The 21,280-nt window shown below is 44.0% G+C and carries 20 protein-coding genes; 4 read left to right on the forward strand and 16 right to left on the reverse strand.

What is annotated here, in order from left to right:
- The first annotated feature begins 115 nt into the window (after positions 1 to 115).
- The 4 genes from norV (at position 116) to R7P69_RS02400 (ending at position 4,212) form a co-directional block, all read left to right on the forward strand.
- Positions 116 to 1,609 (forward strand): anaerobic nitric oxide reductase flavorubredoxin, encoded by a 1,494-nt coding sequence (gene norV / locus R7P69_RS02385; protein WP_238952505.1) that lies wholly within the window; start codon positions 116 to 118, stop codon positions 1,607 to 1,609.
- Between the two features lie 10 nt (positions 1,610 to 1,619).
- Positions 1,620 to 2,768, forward strand: a complete 1,149-nt coding sequence (norW, locus tag R7P69_RS02390) for an NADH:flavorubredoxin reductase NorW (RefSeq protein WP_238952506.1) — start codon at positions 1,620 to 1,622, stop codon at positions 2,766 to 2,768.
- Positions 2,769 to 2,810: 42 nt separating this feature from the next.
- Entirely contained in the window at positions 2,811 to 3,149 is a 339-nt protein-coding gene (locus tag R7P69_RS02395; protein ID WP_005375231.1) for a DUF1971 domain-containing protein, read from the forward strand.
- Positions 3,150 to 3,333: 184 nt separating this feature from the next.
- Positions 3,334 to 4,212 carry an NAD(P)-dependent oxidoreductase gene (locus tag R7P69_RS02400; protein WP_017821261.1) on the forward strand — a complete coding sequence of 293 codons (879 nt, stop codon included), beginning with the start codon at positions 3,334 to 3,336 and terminating at the stop codon, positions 4,210 to 4,212.
- Between the two features lie 193 nt (positions 4,213 to 4,405).
- Here R7P69_RS02400 and R7P69_RS02405 read toward each other — a convergent pair whose 3' ends face one another.
- From R7P69_RS02405 to R7P69_RS02480, 16 genes are all read right to left on the reverse strand, one after another.
- Complete coding sequence (locus R7P69_RS02405) at positions 4,406 to 5,845, reverse strand: catalase (protein WP_017821260.1); 1,440 nt, start codon at positions 5,843 to 5,845, stop codon at positions 4,406 to 4,408.
- Positions 5,846 to 6,136: 291 nt separating this feature from the next.
- On the reverse strand, positions 6,137 to 6,754 hold the full coding sequence (locus R7P69_RS02410) for a glutathione S-transferase family protein (protein WP_222711954.1): 618 nt from the start codon (positions 6,752 to 6,754) through the stop codon (positions 6,137 to 6,139).
- Between the two features lie 14 nt (positions 6,755 to 6,768).
- Positions 6,769 to 7,803, reverse strand: coding sequence for an NADP-dependent oxidoreductase (locus tag R7P69_RS02415; protein WP_238952507.1), 1,035 nt, complete (start codon positions 7,801 to 7,803; stop codon positions 6,769 to 6,771).
- A gap of 151 nt (positions 7,804 to 7,954) precedes the next feature.
- Complete coding sequence (locus R7P69_RS02420; protein WP_005385858.1) at positions 7,955 to 8,554, reverse strand: TetR/AcrR family transcriptional regulator; 600 nt, start codon at positions 8,552 to 8,554, stop codon at positions 7,955 to 7,957.
- A gap of 50 nt (positions 8,555 to 8,604) precedes the next feature.
- Positions 8,605 to 8,925, reverse strand: coding sequence for a N(4)-acetylcytidine aminohydrolase (gene yqfB / locus R7P69_RS02425; protein WP_005385855.1), 321 nt, complete (start codon positions 8,923 to 8,925; stop codon positions 8,605 to 8,607).
- 68 nt (positions 8,926 to 8,993) lie between these two features.
- Positions 8,994 to 9,389 (reverse strand): VanZ family protein, encoded by a 396-nt coding sequence (locus R7P69_RS02430; RefSeq protein WP_053350073.1) that lies wholly within the window; start codon positions 9,387 to 9,389, stop codon positions 8,994 to 8,996.
- Positions 9,390 to 9,391: 2 nt separating this feature from the next.
- On the reverse strand, positions 9,392 to 10,699 hold the full coding sequence (locus R7P69_RS02435) for an oligosaccharide flippase family protein (RefSeq protein WP_213867405.1): 1,308 nt from the start codon (positions 10,697 to 10,699) through the stop codon (positions 9,392 to 9,394).
- 8 nt (positions 10,700 to 10,707) lie between these two features.
- The gene (locus R7P69_RS02440; RefSeq protein WP_238952508.1) at positions 10,708 to 11,739 is read right to left on the reverse strand and encodes a glycosyltransferase; all 1,032 of its coding nucleotides are present in this window, start codon (positions 11,737 to 11,739) and stop codon (positions 10,708 to 10,710) included.
- Positions 11,736 to 12,569, reverse strand: a complete 834-nt coding sequence (locus tag R7P69_RS02445) for a putative capsular polysaccharide synthesis family protein (RefSeq protein ID WP_005375258.1) — start codon at positions 12,567 to 12,569, stop codon at positions 11,736 to 11,738. Before R7P69_RS02445 ends, R7P69_RS02440 begins: the two co-directional genes overlap by 4 nt.
- A 15-nt stretch (positions 12,570 to 12,584) precedes the next feature.
- Positions 12,585 to 13,832: an O-antigen ligase family protein gene (locus tag R7P69_RS02450; protein ID WP_238952510.1), complete on the reverse strand. Its 1,248-nt coding sequence runs from the start codon at positions 13,830 to 13,832 to the stop codon at positions 12,585 to 12,587.
- The gene (locus R7P69_RS02455) at positions 13,798 to 14,850 is read right to left on the reverse strand and encodes a glycosyltransferase (protein ID WP_238952511.1); all 1,053 of its coding nucleotides are present in this window, start codon (positions 14,848 to 14,850) and stop codon (positions 13,798 to 13,800) included. Before R7P69_RS02455 ends, R7P69_RS02450 begins: the two co-directional genes overlap by 35 nt.
- Positions 14,851 to 14,852: 2 nt before the next feature.
- Positions 14,853 to 15,662 (reverse strand): putative capsular polysaccharide synthesis family protein, encoded by an 810-nt coding sequence (locus R7P69_RS02460; protein WP_005375261.1) that lies wholly within the window; start codon positions 15,660 to 15,662, stop codon positions 14,853 to 14,855.
- Positions 15,640 to 17,820, reverse strand: a complete 2,181-nt coding sequence (locus tag R7P69_RS02465; protein ID WP_238952512.1) for a GumC family protein — start codon at positions 17,818 to 17,820, stop codon at positions 15,640 to 15,642. The genes R7P69_RS02460 and R7P69_RS02465 overlap by 23 nt, the downstream gene beginning before the upstream one ends.
- Positions 17,821 to 17,835: 15 nt before the next feature.
- Positions 17,836 to 18,369, reverse strand: a complete 534-nt coding sequence (locus tag R7P69_RS02470; protein ID WP_005375265.1) for a polysaccharide biosynthesis/export family protein — start codon at positions 18,367 to 18,369, stop codon at positions 17,836 to 17,838.
- A 12-nt stretch (positions 18,370 to 18,381) separates the two neighbouring features.
- A complete protein-coding gene (locus R7P69_RS02475) occupies positions 18,382 to 19,587 on the reverse strand; it encodes an outer membrane beta-barrel protein (RefSeq protein WP_238952514.1) in 1,206 nt (401 codons plus the stop codon).
- A 10-nt stretch (positions 19,588 to 19,597) separates the two neighbouring features.
- Positions 19,598 to 20,998: an undecaprenyl-phosphate glucose phosphotransferase gene (locus R7P69_RS02480; protein ID WP_033906767.1), complete on the reverse strand. Its 1,401-nt coding sequence runs from the start codon at positions 20,996 to 20,998 to the stop codon at positions 19,598 to 19,600.
- Positions 20,999 to 21,280: the final 282 nt, after the last annotated feature.

Consider the following 21,280-nt stretch of genomic DNA (forward strand, 5'->3'; position numbering starts at 1 on the left):
GTTAAAGTTGAGCTTTAATTAAGGTGTTGAAATATATAGTAATTAAAAGTTGGCACGCCCAGTGCAATACAAGAAGAAATTATTTTTGTTTATCCCGTCATTCAAGGTAGTAATTATGACAATTCACGTAAAAAACAACATTCACTGGGTAGGTCAACGCGATTGGGAAGTTCAAGACTTCCACGGTACAGAATACAAAATGACAAAAGGTACCAGCTACAACAGTTATCTAATTCGTGAAGAGAAAACCGTATTGATTGATACGGTCGATCATCGATTCAGTCAACAATTCATCCAAAATTTAGAAATGGAAATCGACCTTAAGTCTATCGACTTTATCGTAGTAAACCATGCTGAAGAAGATCACTCAGGCGCATTGTCGGCATTGATGGAGAAGATTCCGAACACGCCAATTTACTGTACAGAAGCGGCGATTGATTCGATTGTGGGTCATCATCACCATCCTGAGTGGAACTTCAAAACCGTAAAAACGGGCGATAGCATTGATATTGGTAACGGTAAGCAATTGGTCTTCGTGGAAGCGCCGATGCTGCATTGGCCGGACAGTATGATGACTTACCTAACGGGCGATGCAGTGTTATTCAGTAACGACGCATTTGGTCAGCACTACTGCGATGAACGCTTATTCAATGATGAAGTGGATCAAAATGAGTTGATGGAACAGTGTTTGCGTTACTACTCAAACATCCTAACGCCATTTAGCAGCTTGGTAACCGCAAAAATCAAAGAAGTGCTGAGCTTTAATTTGCCTGTCGACATGATCGCTACGTCACACGGTATTGTATGGCGCGATAATCCAGTTCAAATCATCGAGCAATACTTAGCATGGGCAGACAATTATCAAGAAGATCGCATTACGATTTTCTACGATTCTATGTCAAACAACACCCGAATGATGGCTGATGCAATCGCGCAGGGTATTCACGATGTCGATCCTGGCGTGGCGGTCAAAGTCTTTAATGTCTCTAAGCATGATAAGAATGAAATTCTCGCCAATGTGTTCCGCTCAAAAGGCATCTTGGTTGGTTCTTCTACCATGAACAACGTCATGATGCCGAAAATCGCAGGCATGCTAGAAGAAATTACCGGTCTGCGCTTTAAGGCGAAGAAGGCCGCTGCATTCGGTAGCTACGGTTGGAACGGTGGTGCGGTGGATCGTATCCATGCTCGATTGACCGACGCAGGCTTTGAAACCGCAGTGAGCTTGAAAACCAAATGGCGACCAGATGGTAAAGCGATGCGTGAGTGCCGTGAACATGGTCAGAACATCGCGAAATTGTGGGCAAAGCATGGCCTGACAAGTCCTGTTATTTCTCCGGCGATTGCTGCGTCTGCACCACAAGTTCAATCACAACCTGCTGCGCCAGCGACAACACAGGCGGTAGTAGATGCTGTTCCTAGCACTGAGGCGCATCCCGCAGATTGTCAATGCATGGTATGCACCGTTTGTAATTGGGTGTACGACCCAGCTAAAGGCGAGCCTAATCAAGGCGTTGAGCCGGGTACGGCATGGTCTGAAGTGCCAGATTACTTCTTGTGCCCAGAATGCCATTTGGGTAAAGACGTCTTTGTCGAATACAACGGGTAAGGGGGCGAATATGCAAGCACCTATTGTGATTATTGGTAGCGGATTTGCGGCTTACCAATTGGTGAAAACAGTGCGTCGATTGGACGCACATATTCCGCTGCAAGTGTTTACTGCTGATGATGGCGCGGAATACAACAAGCCTGATTTGAGTCATGTATTCAGTAACAAACAAACTGCCCAAGACTTAGTGGTTAAAAGTGGTGAGGCGTTTGCACAGGAACACAACATCGAACTGTTCGCCCATACCATGATTGAGCATGTCGACGTGCAAGCCCAGCAAGTGGTAGCCAACGGCCAAACCTATCCTTACTCCAAACTGGTCTTTGCGACAGGCGCGAAAGCCTTTGTGCCGCCAATATCTGGTGATGCAGCACCTGAGGTGATAACGCTGAACTCGCTACAAGAATATCAATTAGCGGAAGAGCAAATCAGTCGTGCGAAACGAATTCTAGTAATGGGTGGTGGTTTGATCGGCGTCGAGATCGCCATGGATCTCGCAACCAGTGGTAAAGCGGTTACGGTGGTTGAGCCAAATCCCCGTTTGCTCGCTAACTTGATTCCTGAATTCGTCGCATTGCCGCTGGAGAACCAACTTAAGCAGCAAGGTATTCAACTTGCCTTGGAGACTGGAGTTGCTGCGATTAATCACTCAAATGATTCGCTGGTGGTAAGCTTGAGCCAAGGTAAAGCAATTGAAGCTGATGTAGTGATTTCAGCGGCGGGTTTACGTGCTAACACTTGGTTAGCGAAGGCTTGTGGGTTGAGTGTCAATAAAGGCATTGAGGTGAATGCCCGATTACAGACATCAGCAGCCAATGTGTTCGCATTAGGCGATTGTGCTGAAATCCAAGGTCGAATGATGCCTTATCTCCAACCGATCGTGCTAAGTGCCAATGCTTTGGGCAAACAGCTACTAGGGCAAGAAGCAGAGTTGAAACTACCGCCTATGATGGTAAAGGTCAAAACACCGAGTTATCCAATTCAATTGGCAGGCGATTTTAGTTCGGTGACGAATTGGAGCGTGCAGATTTCTCAAACTGGCACTGCCGCGAAAGCAGAGGATGAAAATAGCCGACTCATGGGCTTCGTCGTGACGGGAGAACAAGTTACGCAAGCATTTCCATTACTTCGAGAGTTGTCTCAAGCCGGTCAGGCTTAACCGATTTAAACGAAAAGAATTGTAATTAGAGAGGGTATCATTATGTCGCATCTACGAATTCCTAAAGACTGGACTGTTCAACGTTCAACGCCTTTCTTCACTAAAGACAATGTGCCACCAGCGCTGCTGACTCATCACAATACTGCTGAGGGAGTGTTTGGACAGCTGTGCGTCATGGAAGGGCAAGTGACCTACTACGGCTTTGCTGATGAAAATGCCACAGAAGCAGAAGTAGTGGTGGTGATTAATGCAGGCCAGTTTGCTACAAGTCCACCGCAGTACTGGCACCGCATTGAGATGAGCGATGATGCTCAGTTCAACATCAATTTCTGGTCGAACAAAGATAAGAGTGGGCAAGCGATGTTCCACGCTAAGCAGTAGTAAACCTTTTTAAGTGCTTTGACTGTTATGCTAATCGTCAAGTAAAGGGGTGTAGAAGGCGCAATAAACGAACTGAAATACTGGATCATCGAGACCGTGGAAAGAGAAATCACGAGTAATGATTTCAATTCTTTAGTAGCATGTTACGAAACATTTCAGTCAGGTGAACTAAGGGAAGCGTGCAATGGAAAAACAACGAGTAGCATTTATTGGTCTGGGTGTGATGGGATACCCAATGGCTGGTTACCTAAGTAAAGCGGGCTTTGAAACCAAAGTATACAACCGCACAAAAGCGAAAGCCGACAAATGGGCTGAAGAATACCAAGGCGTAGCTTGTGAAACACCACGTGAAGCGGCGGAAGGCTGTGACATCGTTTTTACCTGTGTGGGTAATGATGATGACGTTCGTAGCGTTGTTTACGGTGAAGAGGGCATTCTGGTCGGCTTGAAAGCGGACGCAGTGCTAGTCGATCACACGACAACTTCTGCAGACCTAGCGGTTGAGCTGGCTGAAGCGTGTGTTAAGTACGGTAATCACTTTATTGATGCGCCAGTTTCTGGTGGTCAAGCGGGCGCAGAAAATGGTGTTCTAACCATCATGTGTGGTGGTGAACAAAGCATTTTTGACCGTGTGTCTCCGGCGATGGATGTGTACGCGAAGCAGATGACACTACTGGGTGAAAACGGTCAGGGTCAACGCTGTAAGATGGTAAACCAAATCTGTATTGGTGGCGTTTTACAAGGGCTGAGTGAAGCTTTGTTGCTGGCACAAAAATCAGGCTTGGACATCGCTCAAGTTGTAGAAACACTTAAGCATGGCGCTGCAGGTTCTTGGCAGATGGAAAACCGCGCAAATACGATGGCTGAAGACAAGTTCGATTTTGGCTTCGCTATTGATTGGATGCGCAAAGACTTAGGTTTCTGTCTGCAAGAAGCTGAGCGAGTGGGTCTAGAACTTCCACTGACTAAGAAAGTGGATGAGCAATACGCAGACCTTCAACGTGATGGTTTAGGTCGCATGGATACATCAGTACTGATCAAAGCGGTAGCTAAAAATCAGTAGTTGATGAATCAGTAATAGATAAACAGTTCTTTGGTATCAAAGAGCTTAAAGAAATCTAAGTTAATCATAATGAATCACCTTGAGCATGTTTTGTGACTTGTGATTAAGGATTAGTGATTTGAAATCAGGAGGTGCTGTAGAGTACCTCCTTTTTCGTCTTTAAATCACGCAGTGTAATGATTGCAGCGTTCGCTTACTTGTTTAAGCCTAGTGCAATTTCAAGACCTTTGCCGTACGCTTCGTCCGCTTGGTATGCGTGTTGAACGTGGCGCTGTTGGATGAACTCTGGCACACCGTCCATTGCGCGAGCTGTGTTATCGAACAGAGTTTGACGTTGCTCTTCGCTCATCAGACGGAATAGGTCACCCGCTTGGCTGAAGTAGTCTTCGTCTACACGATGATCGTAGTGATCAGCGTTGCCATTGATGCGTAGAGGTGGCTCAGAGTAATCTGGTTGCTCTGCCCATTCTTGTTTGTAGTTTGGCTCGTAACCCAGTGTTGAACCAAAGTTGCCATCAACGCGCATTGCGCCATCACGGTGGTAGCTGTGAACAGGGCAACGAGGTGCGTTCACTGGGATTTGATGATGGTTCACACCTAGACGGTAACGCTGAGCATCGCCGTAAGCGAACAGACGACCTTGTAGCATTTTATCTGGAGAGAAGCCGATACCAGGTACGACTGCAGCTGGGTTGAACGCTGATTGCTCAACTTCTGCGTAGAAGTTTTCTGGGTTACGGTTCAGTTCAAACTCACCAACTGGGATCAGTGGGTAGTCTTTTTGAGACCATACACGTGTTAGGTCGAATGGGTTGAAGTTGACTTCATCCGCTTCTAGCTCTGGCATGATCTGTACGTACATCTTCCATTTAGGGAAGTCTTGACGCTCAATCGCTTCGTAAAGGTCACGGTGATGGCTTTCGCGGTCTTTACCTACGATTGCTTCTGCTTCTTGGTCAGTCAGGTTCTTGATGCCTTGTTGAGTTTTGAAGTGGAATTTCACCCAGTAACGCTCGTTTTCTGCGTTGATGAAGCTGAATGTGTGGCTACCAAAACCATGCATATGACGGTAAGAAGCTGGGATACCACGGTCACTCATTACGATAGTCACTTGGTGGAATGCTTCAGGTAATGACGTCCAGAAATCCCAGTTGTTGGTAGAGCTACGCATGTTAGTGCGAGGGTCGCGTTTTACTGCGTGGTTTAGGTCTGGGAATTTTAGTGGGTCACGTAGGAAGAATACTGGTGTGTTGTTACCAACCAAGTCCCAGTTACCTTCTTCAGTGTAGAATTTTAGTGCGAAACCACGGATGTCACGTTCTGCGTCTGCTGCACCGCGCTCACCAGCTACGGTAGTGAAGCGAGCGAATAGTTCTGTTTTTTTGCCGATGTCAGAGAAGATCTTAGCGCGCGTGTACTTTGTGATGTCGTGCGTTACTGTGAACGTACCGTAAGCACCAGAACCTTTTGCGTGCATACGACGCTCAGGGATCACTTCGCGGTCAAAGTGTGCCAATTTTTCAAGGAACCAAACGTCTTGTAATAGTTGAGGGCCACGAGGACCTGCAGTCATAACGTTTTGGTTATGTGCGACAGGGCAACCTGCTGCTGTAGTCAATTTCTTGTTTGTCATTTTTCTTCCCCCTCCAGGGCTCAATACCTTAGAAACTGTAGAGGAGGTTATTACGGAAAAGCTGGGGGAGAAAACTGATATTGCTTATCAATTCAATAGATGGTGACTATGGTCGAAACTATATTAGAATCAGAAATTTACTACATTAGCTTGATTGACATAACAATCGACGTTCTCGAATGCGATTGACTGGGGGGAGCGCTATCCAGTTAGCGTGTCTGCGATGCTAGTAATATCGCCCCTTAAATGAAGTTTTACGTGTCATCAAAGGGGCGAAAGGGGGGGAAGTAATTAAGAGTACTCCACTTCAAGTTGTTCAGCTTTTGCAAATGCTGGGTGTGTCGCGAGCTGTTTCCCATAACGTTCAATATTAGGGAAGTGATTAACTAAACCAAACTTTTGAACCAATTCGACAATGAAAGACATCATGATGTCAGCGCCAGTCAGACGCTCTTCTACTAGGTAAGTTTTGCCTTCTAAGGATTGCTCGAAGTAGCCTAGTACATTCATTGCTTCCTTGTCGGCATAGCCTGATAAAAACTGAGTTTCATTTGGCTCTTTGCTTACGAAGATTTTTAGCAGCATAGGTAAAATTGCGGAGCTTTCTGCAAAGTGCATCCATTGCAAATATTCTGTGTGTGCTTTTGTACCGCGCTCAGGAGCAAAGGCTCCGTCACTGTATTTCTCAATCAAATATTCGGTCATTGCACCTGACTCAATGATAATCTCGCCGTTATCTTCAAGAACTGGTGACTTTCCTAATGGGTGAACACTTTTTAGTTCTGGCGGTGCCATGAAGGTCACGGAATCACGGACATAGGGTACAATTTCGTAATTTACATCTAGCTCTTCAAGTAACCAAATGATGCGCTTTGAACGAGACTGATTGAGGTGGTGAAGTTTAATCATTTACATATCCCTTTTTATAATGGGTCGTTAATCTGTACTACAAGTTTGCCGAAATTCTTACCTTCCAACAGACCGATGAATGCTTCTGGCGCATTATCCAGTCCTTGTACTAGATGTTCGCGGTATTGGATCTTTCCTTCTGCCAACCATTGATTAATATCTTGCGCAAATTCACCGTAACGATGTCCGTAATCATCAAAAATGATGAAGCCCTGCACCTTGATTCGTTTGGTCAGGAGCTTACCCATTAGTAATGGAAGATGGTCGGTACCTTCAGGCAGCTCTGTCGCGTTGTACTGAGAAATCAAACCACAAAGTGGGATACGCGCATTTGTATTCAGAAGTGGCATTACAGCCTCGAATACTTTGCCACCTACGTTTTCGAAGTAAACATCGATACCTTTGTCACAGGCATTTTTCAGTTGTTCTGCAAAGTCTTCAGCTTTGTGATCAATACACTCATCGAAACCAAGCACCTCTTTAGCGTAACGGCATTTTTCTTCTCCGCCTGCTATACCAACAACTCGGCAACCTTTGATTTTACCAATTTGACCAACTGTTGCGCCTACAGGCCCCGTAGCAGCTGCTACCACGATGGTTTCCCCTGGTTTTGGCTGACCAATGTCGAGTAAACCCATGTACGCGGTAAATCCTGGCATACCTGCAACGCCTAGCGCGTAAGAAGGATTTTTCGGCTCTTTACCAAGTTTAATGACCATCTCACCAGTTGAGATAGCGTAGTCTTGCCAGCCAACAGTGTAGACAAGAACCCATTCACCTGCTTCGTAATCTGGGTGGTTTGATGCTTCTACCTGACAAACTGTACCACCGACCATTACGTCATCAATTGCAACAGGGTCAGCGTATGATTCGGCATCACTCATGCGACCACGCATGTATGGATCTAGAGATAAATAAACCGTTCTCAATAGCATTTCACCCTCTTTCGGAGTCGGTTTCGTTACCTCTTCTAAACGAAAGTTTTCTTGTGTCGGTGCACCATGGGGACGTGACGCGAGTACTATTCTGCGATTTGTTGCGTTAGTCATATCTATCTCACTTGTTGATTAGACCGGTCGTCTAGTATTTGTTTCAAAATATCCCGCTTATGTAAAGCGGGAAGGTTTACTGTGTTAACACTGATGCTTTTTCTGACAGTGAAACGTGTGTAGGGTGTTCATTCTGCTTCCACGCCGCCTGTTATGGACAAGTGCGCGTATTCTGCAGTAAGTGTTGAGTATAGGTCAGACTTTGCGTCAATGCTGCCTGATCTTGATAAAGTTTGTTCAGCAAGCTAGCGCCATTCCAAAGGTAGTATATCTGCCTTGCTAATAACGCACTGTCACCATTGGGGATTGAGCCATCTTGAATGCCGATGTCTATGCAATCCGCTATCGCTTGAATGGTTTTGTCTGCTCCTTGGCGTAATGCCAAGCGCATTGACTCAGAGAGATCGGAGACTTCTGCACTTAACTTAACCAATAAACATTTGTTCGCATTACACACGTCGTCTTCTACTTTGACCATTTCTTCGAAATAGCTCATTAGGCGTTGGTAGCCACTCAGTTCAGTATTGGTAAAGCGTGCGTTTAAACGCTCAAAATACTTAGTAAAGTAGTCTTGAATCATCGCTTCACCAAATTGTTCTTTGGACTTGAAGTAATGATAAAACGAGCCTTTTGGCACTGCGGCCTTTTTTAATAGCTCTGAAAGACCAACACTCGTGAACCCTCGGTTTACGATCAACTCGTATCCGACGTCGAGAATATGTTGGCGTGTGTCATTCGTCTTTGCGTTCATGGAGTGTACTATAGAATGAATTAGACCAGTCGTCTAGTGTTTGTTGTGGGTTATTTAATCAGCTCATACTCAATAACAAAGAGCGTGTCGGTATTTGGGTAGATTTCTCGAATTAACTGCTTGAGTTTTGGTAGTTCGATGGCTTCTTGTTCTGCATGAAACTCATTAATATCTTCAAAGTGAAGTGGTTCTACAGAACGTATCTTGATATCGCAGACTTTACGATCCGTTTCTAAGGTAAAAACTTCGACTTCTGTATTGGGAACGTAATGGCTTTCTGATTCATCTCGAATCGTTATCGTCTTTTTGCCTGACGTGATCAACGGGGTTAAGAATTCAAAAAAAGTAATCTTGGTTGGATGAGATGGCATGATGTACTCGTTAGTCTGGTTGTTTGGCGTAATTATATACCCAAATCCCCCCAGAGATTCCTGTATTACTAGAACGATCGAGTGCGGATGAAGCGAATTAACTTGGCACTAAAGTAACCTGAGATAACGCCTATCCAGTTGGTGCTGAGATCATCAAAACTAAATGATCGATTTGGAATAAAAAGTTGGCTTATTTCTTCCATTGAAACGATAGCCAACAGCAGTAGCAAAAGACGAATCCCAAATACGTCGGTTTTATTCGAGCTCACCAGAGAAGGGAACGTGAAGACCGATAAAAAGCCGATCAATAAACTGAAAGTAAAGTGAAGCGTACTCGAACCGCCTAAGTAGGTTTCCATTTGCAGGTAAGCAGTATGGTGTAGGTCAGAGCTTTTCCACAAAGAGAGTGAAGCGGTTAGCATCAGGACTAAAACAAAACTCGTGCGTGCCAGTATTAAAGCCATAATTAACCTATTGGAAAGAAGCCTAAGTAACGTTTTACAAAGTACAGTGCAGCTAAATTCTGGATAGCCATGCCAATTGCCATTGCCCACGCTGCACCAATCACACCAAACATTTGACAAAGCGTAACAAGTAGGCAGATGGACACCGTACCGGAGGAAATTGTAATGTATTTCATGGTTCTCTCATGACCACTCATTAATAATAAAAAACCTACTGAACCAGTCGCAACATTGACTAACTGCCCCAGAGAAAGGACGACTAATAGTGGTGCCGCGGCGAGAAACTCCTCACCAAAAAACTGCATTACAAACTCGGGGAAGAGGGTGCAAATAATTACGGGTACAATCGCTAAACCAACATTGGCTCGGCACGCCAAGCGGCTCAGGTTCTGCAGTTTGCGCATTTGACGCTCTTTGTAGAGAGAGGCAAACATCGGGGCGACCACAAAGTTAATGGTAATCAGCACAAAGCCAATCAGTAGTGATGTGCGTTGGGCTGCGGCTAACAAACCGATTTCCGCTGTTGAGATAAAAAAGCCCGCAATAACAAGGCTTCCCCATTGAAGAACATTCGTGAAGATACTGCCAACCCAGACTTGCTTGGCAGAAGCGACCATTTTTTTGTTTGGTACGAAAGCCGATGTTTGATATTGATCTGAGCCAAGCCAATTGGCACTAGATATGACCGCGACACCTATGCTCGCTAAAAGCAGTGCGGTCATTAGATTGTTGATATTTTGCTGACCGATATAGTCTAGGGCAAAGACAAAAATGACCATCAACATGCTTACCCCAAGCTGCAACGCAAACAGAGATGATACGACTTTTCTACATGCTTGAAGCACCCGACTGTTGGTTTGCGCAAGCACCAAGAAAGGTATGCAAAGCAAGCATAAAGTAATCGCATACATTGGTGATTGAGTCTGGTTTAGCTGTTCTGGAAACAGATTAAACCCTGCCAACAAAACGCCTATGGCGAGCAAGCAAAATGCCATACTTCGATAAAGTGCGGTTTTATAGTTTTGGCTTTGTTCAAGCTTCTCTTTGTTATTAAAAGCGATCGCATTGTAACGAACTAACGAGACATCAAAACCTAGCTGAGAAACGATAGCGAGTAGCGAGACTAGGTTGAATAAAAAGAAAAATTGACCGGCCGTCGAAGCGTCACTGGTCTTCGATACAATCAGAGTCAGTAAAAAAGCAAATAGCGCACTCAACACACGCGTGATTGCGGTTTTTAATCCAGTAGATAACAAGCTTTTTTTACCGCTGGGCATCAACAGTAATTTTTGTTGAACAGTGTGAAACATAGGGGCATTTAACCGTATAGTTTATTGAGTGCTAGGCGCTGTTTTTCTTCACTGAAGGCATCGTTTAATTCTGCTGTATATTGGCGAAAATCGATCTCTTCATAATGATTGACACAATGCGCGATCTGCTTGGCCATTTCTTCAGGTGTGAGCGCTAAAAACGGGTAGTTGAGATCTTTGGTTGCGCCGATGGTCCGAATAACCATAGGAAGATGTAACTTGGATGCTTCTAGAATGGTTAACGGCATCCCTTCCCATGCTGCAGTATGTAGATAAAGGTCTGAACCTTTGAGCTTTTCAACTACCTCATCGCGAGGCAGCATACCCGTTACATCCACATTTTCAGTACGTAATTTCTGTTCGAGTACTTGGTCACCGCCACCTATCCATGTGATCTCTATCGGGCGGTTAAGCGCATACCGATTAAGGAACTGCAATGTGCTGATAAGAAACAGAGGATCTTTTTGGGGCGCGACACGACCAAGTACAACGAGCTTCAGCGCTTCTTGCTTGTCTCGCTCTATACGATCTTCACTTTGATAAGATACGTAGTTGTTGAGCAGTTCGGCATGTTTCGCACCAATGCTAATGGCTAGGTCACACTCTCGTTGGCTACAGCCTGCAACCACATCAATTTTGCTCAGTTTTACTTTCTCTAGTGCTTTATAGATCTGGCGTGCAAGCTCTGAGATATCTTCACGTTCGAAGGCATAACAGTGCGGTGTGTAAACCAAGCGTGCCTTGCCAAGCTTTAGAAATCGGCCGAGAAATCCCGCTTTACTCGAGTGCAAATGCACGACGTCGGGAGCAAGTGATGCAATCATGTGGTTTGCATCGCGAATAAATTGAAGCAAGCCGCCTTCTACCCACTTTGTCTGTACGAAAATGTGGTGGTTGTTCTCATTGGTCAAGTCGTTTTCTCGGGCTCTGGCTAGCAAGAAATGTTGATAAGGCTCGTCTCTGGATGAGTGAACATAACTATAGAGGGCGGTTTGAACGCCACCTCCAAACGCTTCTGTAACATGGAGTACTTTCTTCATGATGATTTTGTCCCTGGTGTTTGCATCCATTTGTGTTTAAAAGCATCACGCTCTTGCTCTGAATAAACGTGGCGATACAAGGGAAGATCGTACATATAGAACAGTTTTGAGAAGTCGTAGTGATTCTTAAAGTGTTGGTGGATATTGGAGTACCACTTGTTTTTCGCTTCGTTGCTGTTTTTCAGTACGAAGTCTTGCAACTCAAGAAACTCACCGATTTCTTTATCAAGCGAACTGAGCTGTTCGCATTTGATTAGCATGACGTTGGCCTGATCGTTCTGGAATGTGAAGAAAGGTTGAGTGTTGTCCAGCTCTTGGCGCATCACATCGATATTGAAATTACGCTTTAACTCGTTGTCGAACCAGTCCGCAAAATAGTTGAGATTGATATAGTTATCAAAGCAATGCTCGAGGTGCTGATACGTGACTTCCATATCTCGGTGAATTGCATCATTCTTTTTGCCTTCGATAAATTGCAAATGGAGGTCTTGAAAGAAACGAGAAAAGACAGTTGCGATTGGATCGCGGACCAGCGTAACGATTTTAATCTGCTCGCGTTTTTGTAAGATACGTTTTCGCTGCTTGAGCACTAAGCGATAGAGTGCGCGGTTTCGGAAGTCGAAGAATTTACTCACGTCTTTTTTATTGTGATACATGTGAAATTCTTCGTGATCATCAAAGGTGTGGATGTGATAGCTCGGGATATTTTTCTCCCCTAGCGTGTGCTCAATTGATGAGGAGCCAACTTTGCCCATTTGGTAAACTAAAACAAAATTATCAGCTTGGAGTTCTCGGTTCTTTTCAAATTGTCGAGAGATTGAATACTTCATCTATCCTATCCTTGATTATTCATATTCGTGGTGATGGTTTACCGGAAAAGTATGAGCAATGGCCCTTGAGTCCTTGCTCATGCTGATCATGACGGGTAACAAGAGTATTAAAATTATGGTGGTGTTTACCGCAACGAAAAACACCATGATGAGGGCGTATATCGCAAGTAATAGGCTTTTTCTGTTTTCATTAAGACTACGGAAGCAAAAGCGAATAAAAAGAAAATAACCACCAAACAGCAGACCGATACCAAGCAATCCGTATTCAATTGCGGTATCTAACACAAAGTTGTGGGTGTAGATCGCCAGCTCATCATAATTAAAGTAACTGATCATAAAGTTGGGTAACATTTTCGCGCCGACACCTAACACTGGGTGTTGAAGTAAAATATCTAGCCCATTGGCAAGTAAAAGTTTTCTATGAAGATTCGATACCCAGCGCGCTTCACTTTGGTTGGCAAATAAGACGTCTTCTTGGGTTATTTCCAATGTGTCTGCTAGCGTTTCAAACCCAACGTAGAGTGTGGTTGTGACGGCAGTAAACACAATGAAGCTCAAGGCTAATAAAATTGTCCACGTGTACGTTTCGCTGAGCGATTTTCTCATTAAGTTTTTTACGAGCAGTTGGTCAAAGAAGAAAAGCAGACAAAAACCAAGTAGCGCTTTTCTTTCTTGTGACAACACCAGTAATACTAAAGCTACGAGCATCAAAAGGTGGAAAGCGCGAATTTTATCTCGATAAAGGTACAGTAGTGAGCACAGTACACCGAACCCGTATTTACTTACCCCGAGTAACTTAAACCCGCTTTGATAGCCCTGAGCAAAGTGCCATAAGGCAACGAGCGTACAGATGAAAAACAACAAATACGTGAAATAAACCATTATCCGTTCGTCATCAAACACGCCATAGGCGTACATTAGGCTCAGTAGGCACAAGATCGCTAACCATTGCACAGTTTCTATAACTAGCGGCATTAAAGGGACGCGATTTAGCAGACCATTTATGAACACATACCCAGTGAACAATATGAGGAACCCCATACAGGGATGCATGAGTTTTTCAGCTTTTCCTTCCAATACCACTAATGCAGTAAAACCAATGGACAAAAGGCTTGCGATGTCAGACGGGGCTAGCGCTATTCCTCCAGCACGAAACTTCATAGGAATAAAGAACAATGCTAATAGGCATGCTGCAAGCAATGAGGCGCGATGGCTCGATGGCGCGGAATTATTTGTTGGCGCAAAGCTGCTGGTAGATTCCATAGTAACCTTCACGAAATTTATCGATGGTGTAGAGAGAGGCCCTATTGACTGAGTATTGACTTGCAGCGTCATACCGCTCAACACTTTCACACAGCTGGAGCACTTTTTGGCTCAGTTCAGTGGCGTTACCAACTTGAAATAAATATTCGGCACGTCCGGTGACGTCATCCAAACCAGGTACGTCCGACGATAGTACGGGTAAGCCTGCTGCCATTGCCTCAACCGCTGCCAAACCAAAGCCTTCGACGTGCGACGATTGCACGTAAATATCCATGTCGTTCAAAAAGGCTGGAACGTCTGAAACTACGCCATGAAAGTGAACACGTTGCGCGACGTTGATTTTTGTTGCCAATTCTTGCAGTGACGATTTTTTTTCTCCATCTCCCGCAAGGTGGAGTTCGTATCGTCTTGGTAAATGGATAAGTGCTTGGATAAGCGTTTCATGATCTTTATGTTGGTGAAGTCGGCCCACCATTCCAATCTTGATAACTGGTTTGTCGATTAGGTGGCTGGCGAATCTTGGTGTCATAGAAAACCTTTTTAAATCAACGCCATTGTGCACCACGTGATATTTGTGTTGGTAGCGAGGCATGAACTTCACCAGTTCATCTTGTACTTTTTCACTAATACTGACCGTCAAGTCGTGGCCCCAATACAAGACGTATTCCATGAACTTAAACAGCGGATAGTCACGTCGACGGTTATAAGAACAGTGCTCAGTCTGGATTCGTTTTTTACCTACCGCCAATAGCGCTAGGTAAATGGAAGGGTAGAGGTGCCCGTGAACGACATCCGGCCAACGCAGCAAAGAGAATTTCTCACTCAATGACAAAGTGCGCCAGTTAAAACAATCTATCCCTTGGGCGGATAGCATTGGTAAGTAATCATTTTCATCACACAAGACCAAAATTTTGATTTCGTATTCAGGCTTATGTTCTAAAACAAGGTCGACTAAGAACTTCTGAGCACCGCCGTTCTGAGAAAGATCATTAATAATATGTAGAATCTTGGTTTTCATGATTAATTGGTCAGATATTGCTGTTTAAGGTCGGTGATTTCTGCATTTGAGAAAAAGTGCTTCGTCAATTTAGAATTCAGCATTTCTTCAACGTACTCGGGTGTAGGTTGAAATTGCGTTTTGAATTCTTTCATTAGTGGCGAGTACCATTTGTTGTCTGATTGATTTTCATAAACAACATCCACGGGGTAACCTAAAAAGTCTTCAACTGCGGAGTTAGCCTTCGTTAGCTTGTCACTTCGAATGACCAACAGTGAGAAGTTATTGTTATGGTATGTTTGATAGCCTACTTCGTGATTAAAAGACTCGTTAAACACATCAATCCCTGTTAGTTGTTTGATCTCGTTGTCAAACCACTGCAGCGCATATTGATGATTCATGTGCTTATCAAATGCTTCTTGGAGTAATTGCGGTCGTTCGGTACGTATTGCGCTGTCATCCTTTAGATATTTGTCCGCCATCCAAAAAGGAAGTGCTTGAAAGAACATTGAGACATTTCGTCCGATCGGTTCACGCACCAGCGAGATAATTCGAACTTTTTTTTTGCGCTTTAACATATGGCTCATCGTTATACGCTTTAGTCGTCGCTTTAAAGCATTGATCTGAGGTTTATGTAATTGCGCTCTAACGGGGGATATTTGTTTTTGCGCATCGACGGTCATAAGGTCGTGCAAGTGAATCGAGTTAGGAATGGAATGCTCTAATGCACTCGAACCTACTTTGCCCATTTGATAGATCAATACCGGTTGTTCTTGGCTTTTCAACGTTTGGTACCAAGATAGGTTTACGTTAGTAGGCGTATTTCTGGACATAAAGCGTCTCTCCTTCCTTGGCCTTGGCTTGTGTGATTAAGACGCCAAGAGATGGAACTGAGTGTTGTATTTGTTTAGATAACGCAAGGTTAACCAGTGATGATTTTGTTGATTCTGAGCGAATGACGGTAATCAGACCATTGGCATATTGACCAAGAATAAGTGCGTCACTCACTGACAGTAGGGGCGGTGTATCGATAATGATCCGGTCATACTTATTTTGAAAATGTTCGAGCAACTTTTTAAAGCGATCAGAAGCCAGTAATTCCTGTGGGTTTGGCGGAATTAGGCCGGCCGGTAATACATCTAAGTTGGCTTCTTTTATATGTGTAATACAATCTTTGATTGGCGTATCCATCGTCAGGATATGCGTTAAGCCAGGGCTTGATTCAGCAATACCGAATCGCTTTGCGATGGAAGGTCGACGTAAATCGCAGTCGATGATCAACACCTTTTCCATTTTTGAAAACGACACCGCCATATTGATACTGGTCGATGTTTTTCCTTCTTCTGGAATAGCAGAGGTAAAGGGCAATATCTTTTGCTTCGTGTTGGTTAATCTGAGCAGAAGCGAGGTTCTGACGGAGCGGCAAGCTTCACTAAATAGCTTTTCTTCATCATCTAAATACGCGGTATAACTGACGCCGTTTTTACGCAAATTGCGTTTTTTGACCATAGGAATCACACCTAAACACGTAACACCAAGTTTTTCCTGCACATCGGCTGTGCTTCGGATAACTTCTCGCATCGTTTCTAAGATGATGACTAGAGCGCAAGCAATGGCAAAGCCAAAAAAGGTGGCAATCAGTACCAGTTTGATTCGTTGTGGTGCCACCGGGAATAGAGGAATGATGGCTTTATCAGTAAAGCGAGCAGTGACATTCTTGTAGTCGCTGGTGGCGTTGGTCTCTTTCTCACGATTTAAGAACGCTTCATAGAGTGCCTTATTAGATTCAACCTCGCGTTTTAACTGTTCGTAACGCGCTTTTTGTGACCCTAACGATTGGAAGTCTGACTTTTTGTTATCGAGTTCTGCTCGAAGCATGTCCTCTTGCGCTTTTGCAGCAAGAAGGTCTTGTTGCTTACTGAAAGAAATGTCACGGATGAGTTGCTGGGTTCTTGATTGAATTTCAGCAAGCTGTGCTTTCGCCTGAATCATTCGGTCATGTTTAGGTCCGTAGCGCTGTGCCAGTTCAGAGAGATTTTTGGCTGCCTGTGCTTCCGACAATTTTAGATCGCGGATTTGCGCTTGATTAGCGAATTCATCAATTGACAACAAGCTGTCTAAACTTTGCGAAGATTTACGTCGTAACAGTTGGATTAACGTCTGCGCTTCAATACGCTTATTAACAGCGATATTCAGCTTGCGAGTGAGTTCTTCTAGCTCATTTGCGTAAATTTCATCAATACCGTTTATATCGATCAACCCTTCTTTTAACAAGAATTCTTGCAGCGCTTGCTCCGAGTTACGTAATCGCTCCTCCAATTTTTGAGAGTTATTTGTCAACCAAGTAGCCGCATTTTGTGTAACGACCAATTTGGCTTCAAAATTTGCGTCAATATAGGCTTGGCCGACCGCGTTGGCGATTGTCGTAGCAAGCTTAGGATCGGTAGAACGAAAGCGAATTCTGACTAATTGGGTGTTACGTACTGGCTCAATATCGAGTTTACTTCTGAAAGCTTGAAGTGCCTGATAATAGGACTCTGAAAACTGTGCGGTTTCTTTTGGGCTTGGTGCCACATTCAGTAGGTCTTGAACAAAAGGAATCGACTTTATTTGGTCGATTTTTTTATTTAACTCCCCTGAGCTTGTGAATTCAGGTAATTGGGTGAGGTTCAGCTCCCTAATGACCTTATCTGCAATATGATTCGATTTTAAAATGGCGATTTGCGTTTGAAAGTACTCTTTTTTTGTCGTGTCGACGCCATATACTTCCTCGATTGAAAGGGCGCTTTTTTGCTCCTCTTGGATGAGTAGCGTAGCTGTAGCTTGGTATATCGATGCTTTGGAGTAGATATACCAAGTACAAGTTAATGAGAACAGAAGCGTGAATGCTGCGATGCTTAGCCAATTCTTTTTAATCGCTTTGAAGTGATGGCCAAAACGAATCAGTTCTACTTTGTTCATCTGGAGATTATTTGGATGAGTCCCGTTCATTTGATTCCCTGTCACTTAAAAGAAGCTCTGGTCAATAAATACAATGTCACCAGGTTCAACGTTGCGGTGCATACTGACCCCCTCCATCGTTTGACCTGTTTTATGCTTGGTGAGGTTAATGCCTTTGCGTGAGGCTCTGTCGGTCAAGCCACCTGCTAGAGCGATGGCCTTCTCTATGGTTAACCCTGGACGGTACTCAAATCCACCAGGTTTCCTGACTTCGCCATTAACGTAAAACAGACGAAAGTTATTGATGGTGACCATCACTTTTGGATTGATGAGATAATCGCCTTTTAAGCCCGTTTCTATTTCGTACTTGAGTTGTTTTGGTGTTTTTTTGATTGCTTTAATTCGGCCAAGGTAGGGGTAATCAAAGTAGCCATCTGACGTTATTAGAATATTTTTAATCGTAAGATCTTCTTCACCATAGACCTGCACGGAAATGGTATCGCCAGTATCGAGTAAGTAATCTTCCTCGTTTGAGTCAGCGTTGACCAAAGTGCTAAATAGCAACAACGCTACACTCATGAATTTGATGAATGCCTTCATTAATAATCCTTTTTACAGAGAAAACTGTGCGCTTAAAGTCCAAATATTTTGTTCGAAGCTATAATCCGATCGGCTAGAGTTTTTATCTTGGTATTGCCAATCGGCTTGCAGCTGTATCCAACGTTTGATCTGATAATCGATACCAAAAGATAGAGTGTACCGATCGTCGTTTCTGGAGATTCCCGTGTAATCATCTTGTTGATAAACAGCACCTAAGCGAGTTGCAAGGTAACTATTCCAATCGTACTTCAGGTTCAGTCGGTAACGAGTTTGTAGGTTGTAATCGCCATCTTGATCGGGGTTAACCGCCGCTTGAGTGGTTTTCACGCTGACTAGAGTTTGTTCTTGAGGCAACCATTCAAAGCCGATATCCCAACTAAAGCCTTTAAATGTCTCTCGTTGAGCGCTGTCAAAATCTTTGATTTGATAACCGAGTCGAGCGATGCCTTTGGTTTTTCCTGTGACTTCCCATTCGGCACCGGTGTAATAGAAACTGGTGTTGTTATCTTTCGATGGCTGCGCAGAATTTCGGTGCTGATACTCGGTTACGATTTGGTTTGTTCCGACTAACCAATAGGTTCTTGGCGTCGCTCTTAAATAGAACTCCAAATGTGCATTGGGAGCTCGAAAATCGTTGTATTTAGTTTTAGCGTTTGGGCGCCCAGGCAAGCCGTCACGATAGTTTTGATAGGTTTTATCACTATAGCCTAAACCGAATTCGAGTCTGCCTTTGGCACCGTTAGATCCAAAGACATAATTGGTTTTTACATCGTTACGGTTGAACTCTATTGGTGAGTCGATTGCGCTACCATTACCTTCGGTAATATCTTCTCCTCGAACTTCATGCTGGGCGCGAAAACGGTAATCAACCACTAAACGATGACGATGATTAAATTCGAAAAAGTTGGAAAACTGAAAAGTGTGGTCGTCGAAGTCGTTGCGATCGTCAGATGAAAAGCCAGCTTTTAACTTATATAAAATATCTGCGCGATAGCGATTCCGTTCTATACGTGCTAGTAAGCTTGGTTCTATACCCCAAATATTGACCGATTCTACATTGCCGGATTTTTCCGCTTTATTGATGTTGTCATCTCCCTCGTAGAAAGTTTTTACGAGGGGAATCAACTCTATACCAGACTCGGTTTGGTAAGCCATCGGTTCTGCGAGCAAGTCAGTAGAAAACAGACTCAATGCTATTGCCATTGTCAGTTTCTTCATAATCTCAACCTTAGTAAGCGTTAGCACCAGTGAAGCCTTTGAAAACGGTCATAAAGATGATTTTGATGTCCATCCAAACCGACCAGTGGTGGATGTAATCCAAATCAAACTCGACTCTCTTTTCCATTTTTTCTAAGGTGTCGGTTTCGCCGCGATAACCATTAATCTGTGCCCAGCCAGTAATGCCTGGTTTTACTTTGTGACGTAGCATGTAGCGATCCACGATCTGACGGTATTCTTCATTGTGTGCCACGGCATGAGGGCGTGGGCCGACAATAGACATGGTCCCTTGCAGTACATTGATAAATTGAGGTAGTTCGTCCAAAGAGGTGCGACGTAGAAATCCGCCAAAAGGCGTAATACGAGGATCGTTCTTTGTCGCCTGTTTCACGTTGGAACCTTGATCCATGGTTGTCATTGAACGGAACTTCCAGACTTCAATCTTGCGTCCATCAAGACCGTAACGATGTTGTTTAAAGATGACAGGGCCTTTAGAAGTTGCCTTAATGCCAATCGCAATGACGAATAGAATAGGGGCGATTAAGACCAAAATAATGCTCGAAAACAAGATGTCTTCAAACCGTTTTACCCAAGAAGAAATTCCAGCAAAAGGTGTATCAAAGACACTTAGAGTTTGAACTTGGCCAATCTGCGCCCAACGAGAATGTAAAAGGTTATAAGTGAAGAAGTCGGGAATCAGATACGTATTTGCGGTGGTGTCTGAGAATTGGTTAAGAAGTGACGCAATGCGCTCTTTTGCGTGCATTGGCATCGCGATATAGACGTAATCTACTTCCCCTTTTTTAGCTCGCTCAAGGGCGTGGTCAACAGCTCCTTTAATAGGATAATCAGAATTTGGCAATCTGTCGGAAGATCGTTCGTCGTAAAAGCCATCAAAAAGCACGCCGTGTTCTGTGTGGTTTTGAATTTCGTTAGCTAGGGTAATGCCGTGAGGAGTTTGGCCGATGATGATCGCAGTGCGAGTGTTGAATCCTTTTTTTCTCAAATAGGCTAATCCGGTACGGAATGTTACTCGCCATGCTAAGAGCAGAGCGGGCGTAATCGCAAACCACAGCGCTAAAATTGTGTTATCAAATAAGGTATGGACTTCAGAAAAATACAGCACAATAAAGATAAGTGCAGAAGTCACCGCCCAAGCAACACAGACAATAAACATCTGCTCTTTAAACGAACTGGTTCGCCAAGAGCGATACAGATTGCCGCTTTCTGCCATAAATAGAAAAGAGATGCCTCCAACGAAAGCCAATATGACGTAATCTTTCCCCATCGCAGTATTCATGTCTTTGAACACTAAAAGCAGCATAAAAGAGACGATGACAGCAAGATCTGAGATGCGATATAAAAAAGCGAACTCCATCTCATGAGAGCGGATAAGTCCTTTTTGTTTCATGACTCAGTTTCCCTTCTGACACGCTACCGCCCTTGGGTGTCTTCCCCAATTGCCGTGTCGTGAACGTTATTAGTAGTTGGTGCACAGAGCATTCTGTTGAATGCTGCTGAGTTTTTTGTCACGTGTAATTTCGTTGATAAGTGTAAAAATTTGCGTTGTAGAGGTAAGTGGAAATAAGAATGATATTTAGCCCTTTGGCTAAGTTTGGCGGGTTAGGAAAAAGCTGGTACTTACTTATGAGGAATGAGGAAAAGTATTAAAAATGAAGTATCAGTACAAAGA

Origin of the sequence: Vibrio sp. 661, from assembly GCF_033339315.1 — a bacterium.
In the GTDB taxonomy this organism is placed as follows: domain Bacteria; phylum Pseudomonadota; class Gammaproteobacteria; order Enterobacterales; family Vibrionaceae; genus Vibrio; species Vibrio alginolyticus.

Coding starts and splice junctions, on each gene's coding strand:
- norV (WP_238952505.1), top strand. CDS start 116: ATGACAATTCACGTAAAAAACAACATTCACTGGGTAGGTCAACGCGAT.
- norW (WP_238952506.1), top strand. CDS start 1,620: ATGCAAGCACCTATTGTGATTATTGGTAGCGGATTTGCGGCTTACCAA.
- R7P69_RS02395 (WP_005375231.1), top strand. CDS start 2,811: ATGTCGCATCTACGAATTCCTAAAGACTGGACTGTTCAACGTTCAACG.
- R7P69_RS02400 (WP_017821261.1), top strand. CDS start 3,334: ATGGAAAAACAACGAGTAGCATTTATTGGTCTGGGTGTGATGGGATAC.
- R7P69_RS02405 (WP_017821260.1), bottom strand. CDS start 5,845: ATGACAAACAAGAAATTGACTACAGCAGCAGGTTGCCCTGTCGCACAT.
- R7P69_RS02410 (WP_222711954.1), bottom strand. CDS start 6,754: ATGATTAAACTTCACCACCTCAATCAGTCTCGTTCAAAGCGCATCATT.
- R7P69_RS02415 (WP_238952507.1), bottom strand. CDS start 7,803: ATGACTAACGCAACAAATCGCAGAATAGTACTCGCGTCACGTCCCCAT.
- R7P69_RS02420 (WP_005385858.1), bottom strand. CDS start 8,554: ATGAACGCAAAGACGAATGACACACGCCAACATATTCTCGACGTCGGA.
- yqfB (WP_005385855.1), bottom strand. CDS start 8,925: ATGCCATCTCATCCAACCAAGATTACTTTTTTTGAATTCTTAACCCCG.
- R7P69_RS02430 (WP_053350073.1), bottom strand. CDS start 9,389: ATGGCTTTAATACTGGCACGCACGAGTTTTGTTTTAGTCCTGATGCTA.
- R7P69_RS02435 (WP_213867405.1), bottom strand. CDS start 10,699: ATGTTTCACACTGTTCAACAAAAATTACTGTTGATGCCCAGCGGTAAA.
- R7P69_RS02440 (WP_238952508.1), bottom strand. CDS start 11,739: ATGAAGAAAGTACTCCATGTTACAGAAGCGTTTGGAGGTGGCGTTCAA.
- R7P69_RS02445 (WP_005375258.1), bottom strand. CDS start 12,569: ATGAAGTATTCAATCTCTCGACAATTTGAAAAGAACCGAGAACTCCAA.
- R7P69_RS02450 (WP_238952510.1), bottom strand. CDS start 13,832: ATGGAATCTACCAGCAGCTTTGCGCCAACAAATAATTCCGCGCCATCG.
- R7P69_RS02455 (WP_238952511.1), bottom strand. CDS start 14,850: ATGAAAACCAAGATTCTACATATTATTAATGATCTTTCTCAGAACGGC.
- R7P69_RS02460 (WP_005375261.1), bottom strand. CDS start 15,662: ATGTCCAGAAATACGCCTACTAACGTAAACCTATCTTGGTACCAAACG.
- R7P69_RS02465 (WP_238952512.1), bottom strand. CDS start 17,820: ATGAACGGGACTCATCCAAATAATCTCCAGATGAACAAAGTAGAACTG.
- R7P69_RS02470 (WP_005375265.1), bottom strand. CDS start 18,369: ATGAAGGCATTCATCAAATTCATGAGTGTAGCGTTGTTGCTATTTAGC.
- R7P69_RS02475 (WP_238952514.1), bottom strand. CDS start 19,587: ATGAAGAAACTGACAATGGCAATAGCATTGAGTCTGTTTTCTACTGAC.
- R7P69_RS02480 (WP_033906767.1), bottom strand. CDS start 20,998: ATGAAACAAAAAGGACTTATCCGCTCTCATGAGATGGAGTTCGCTTTT.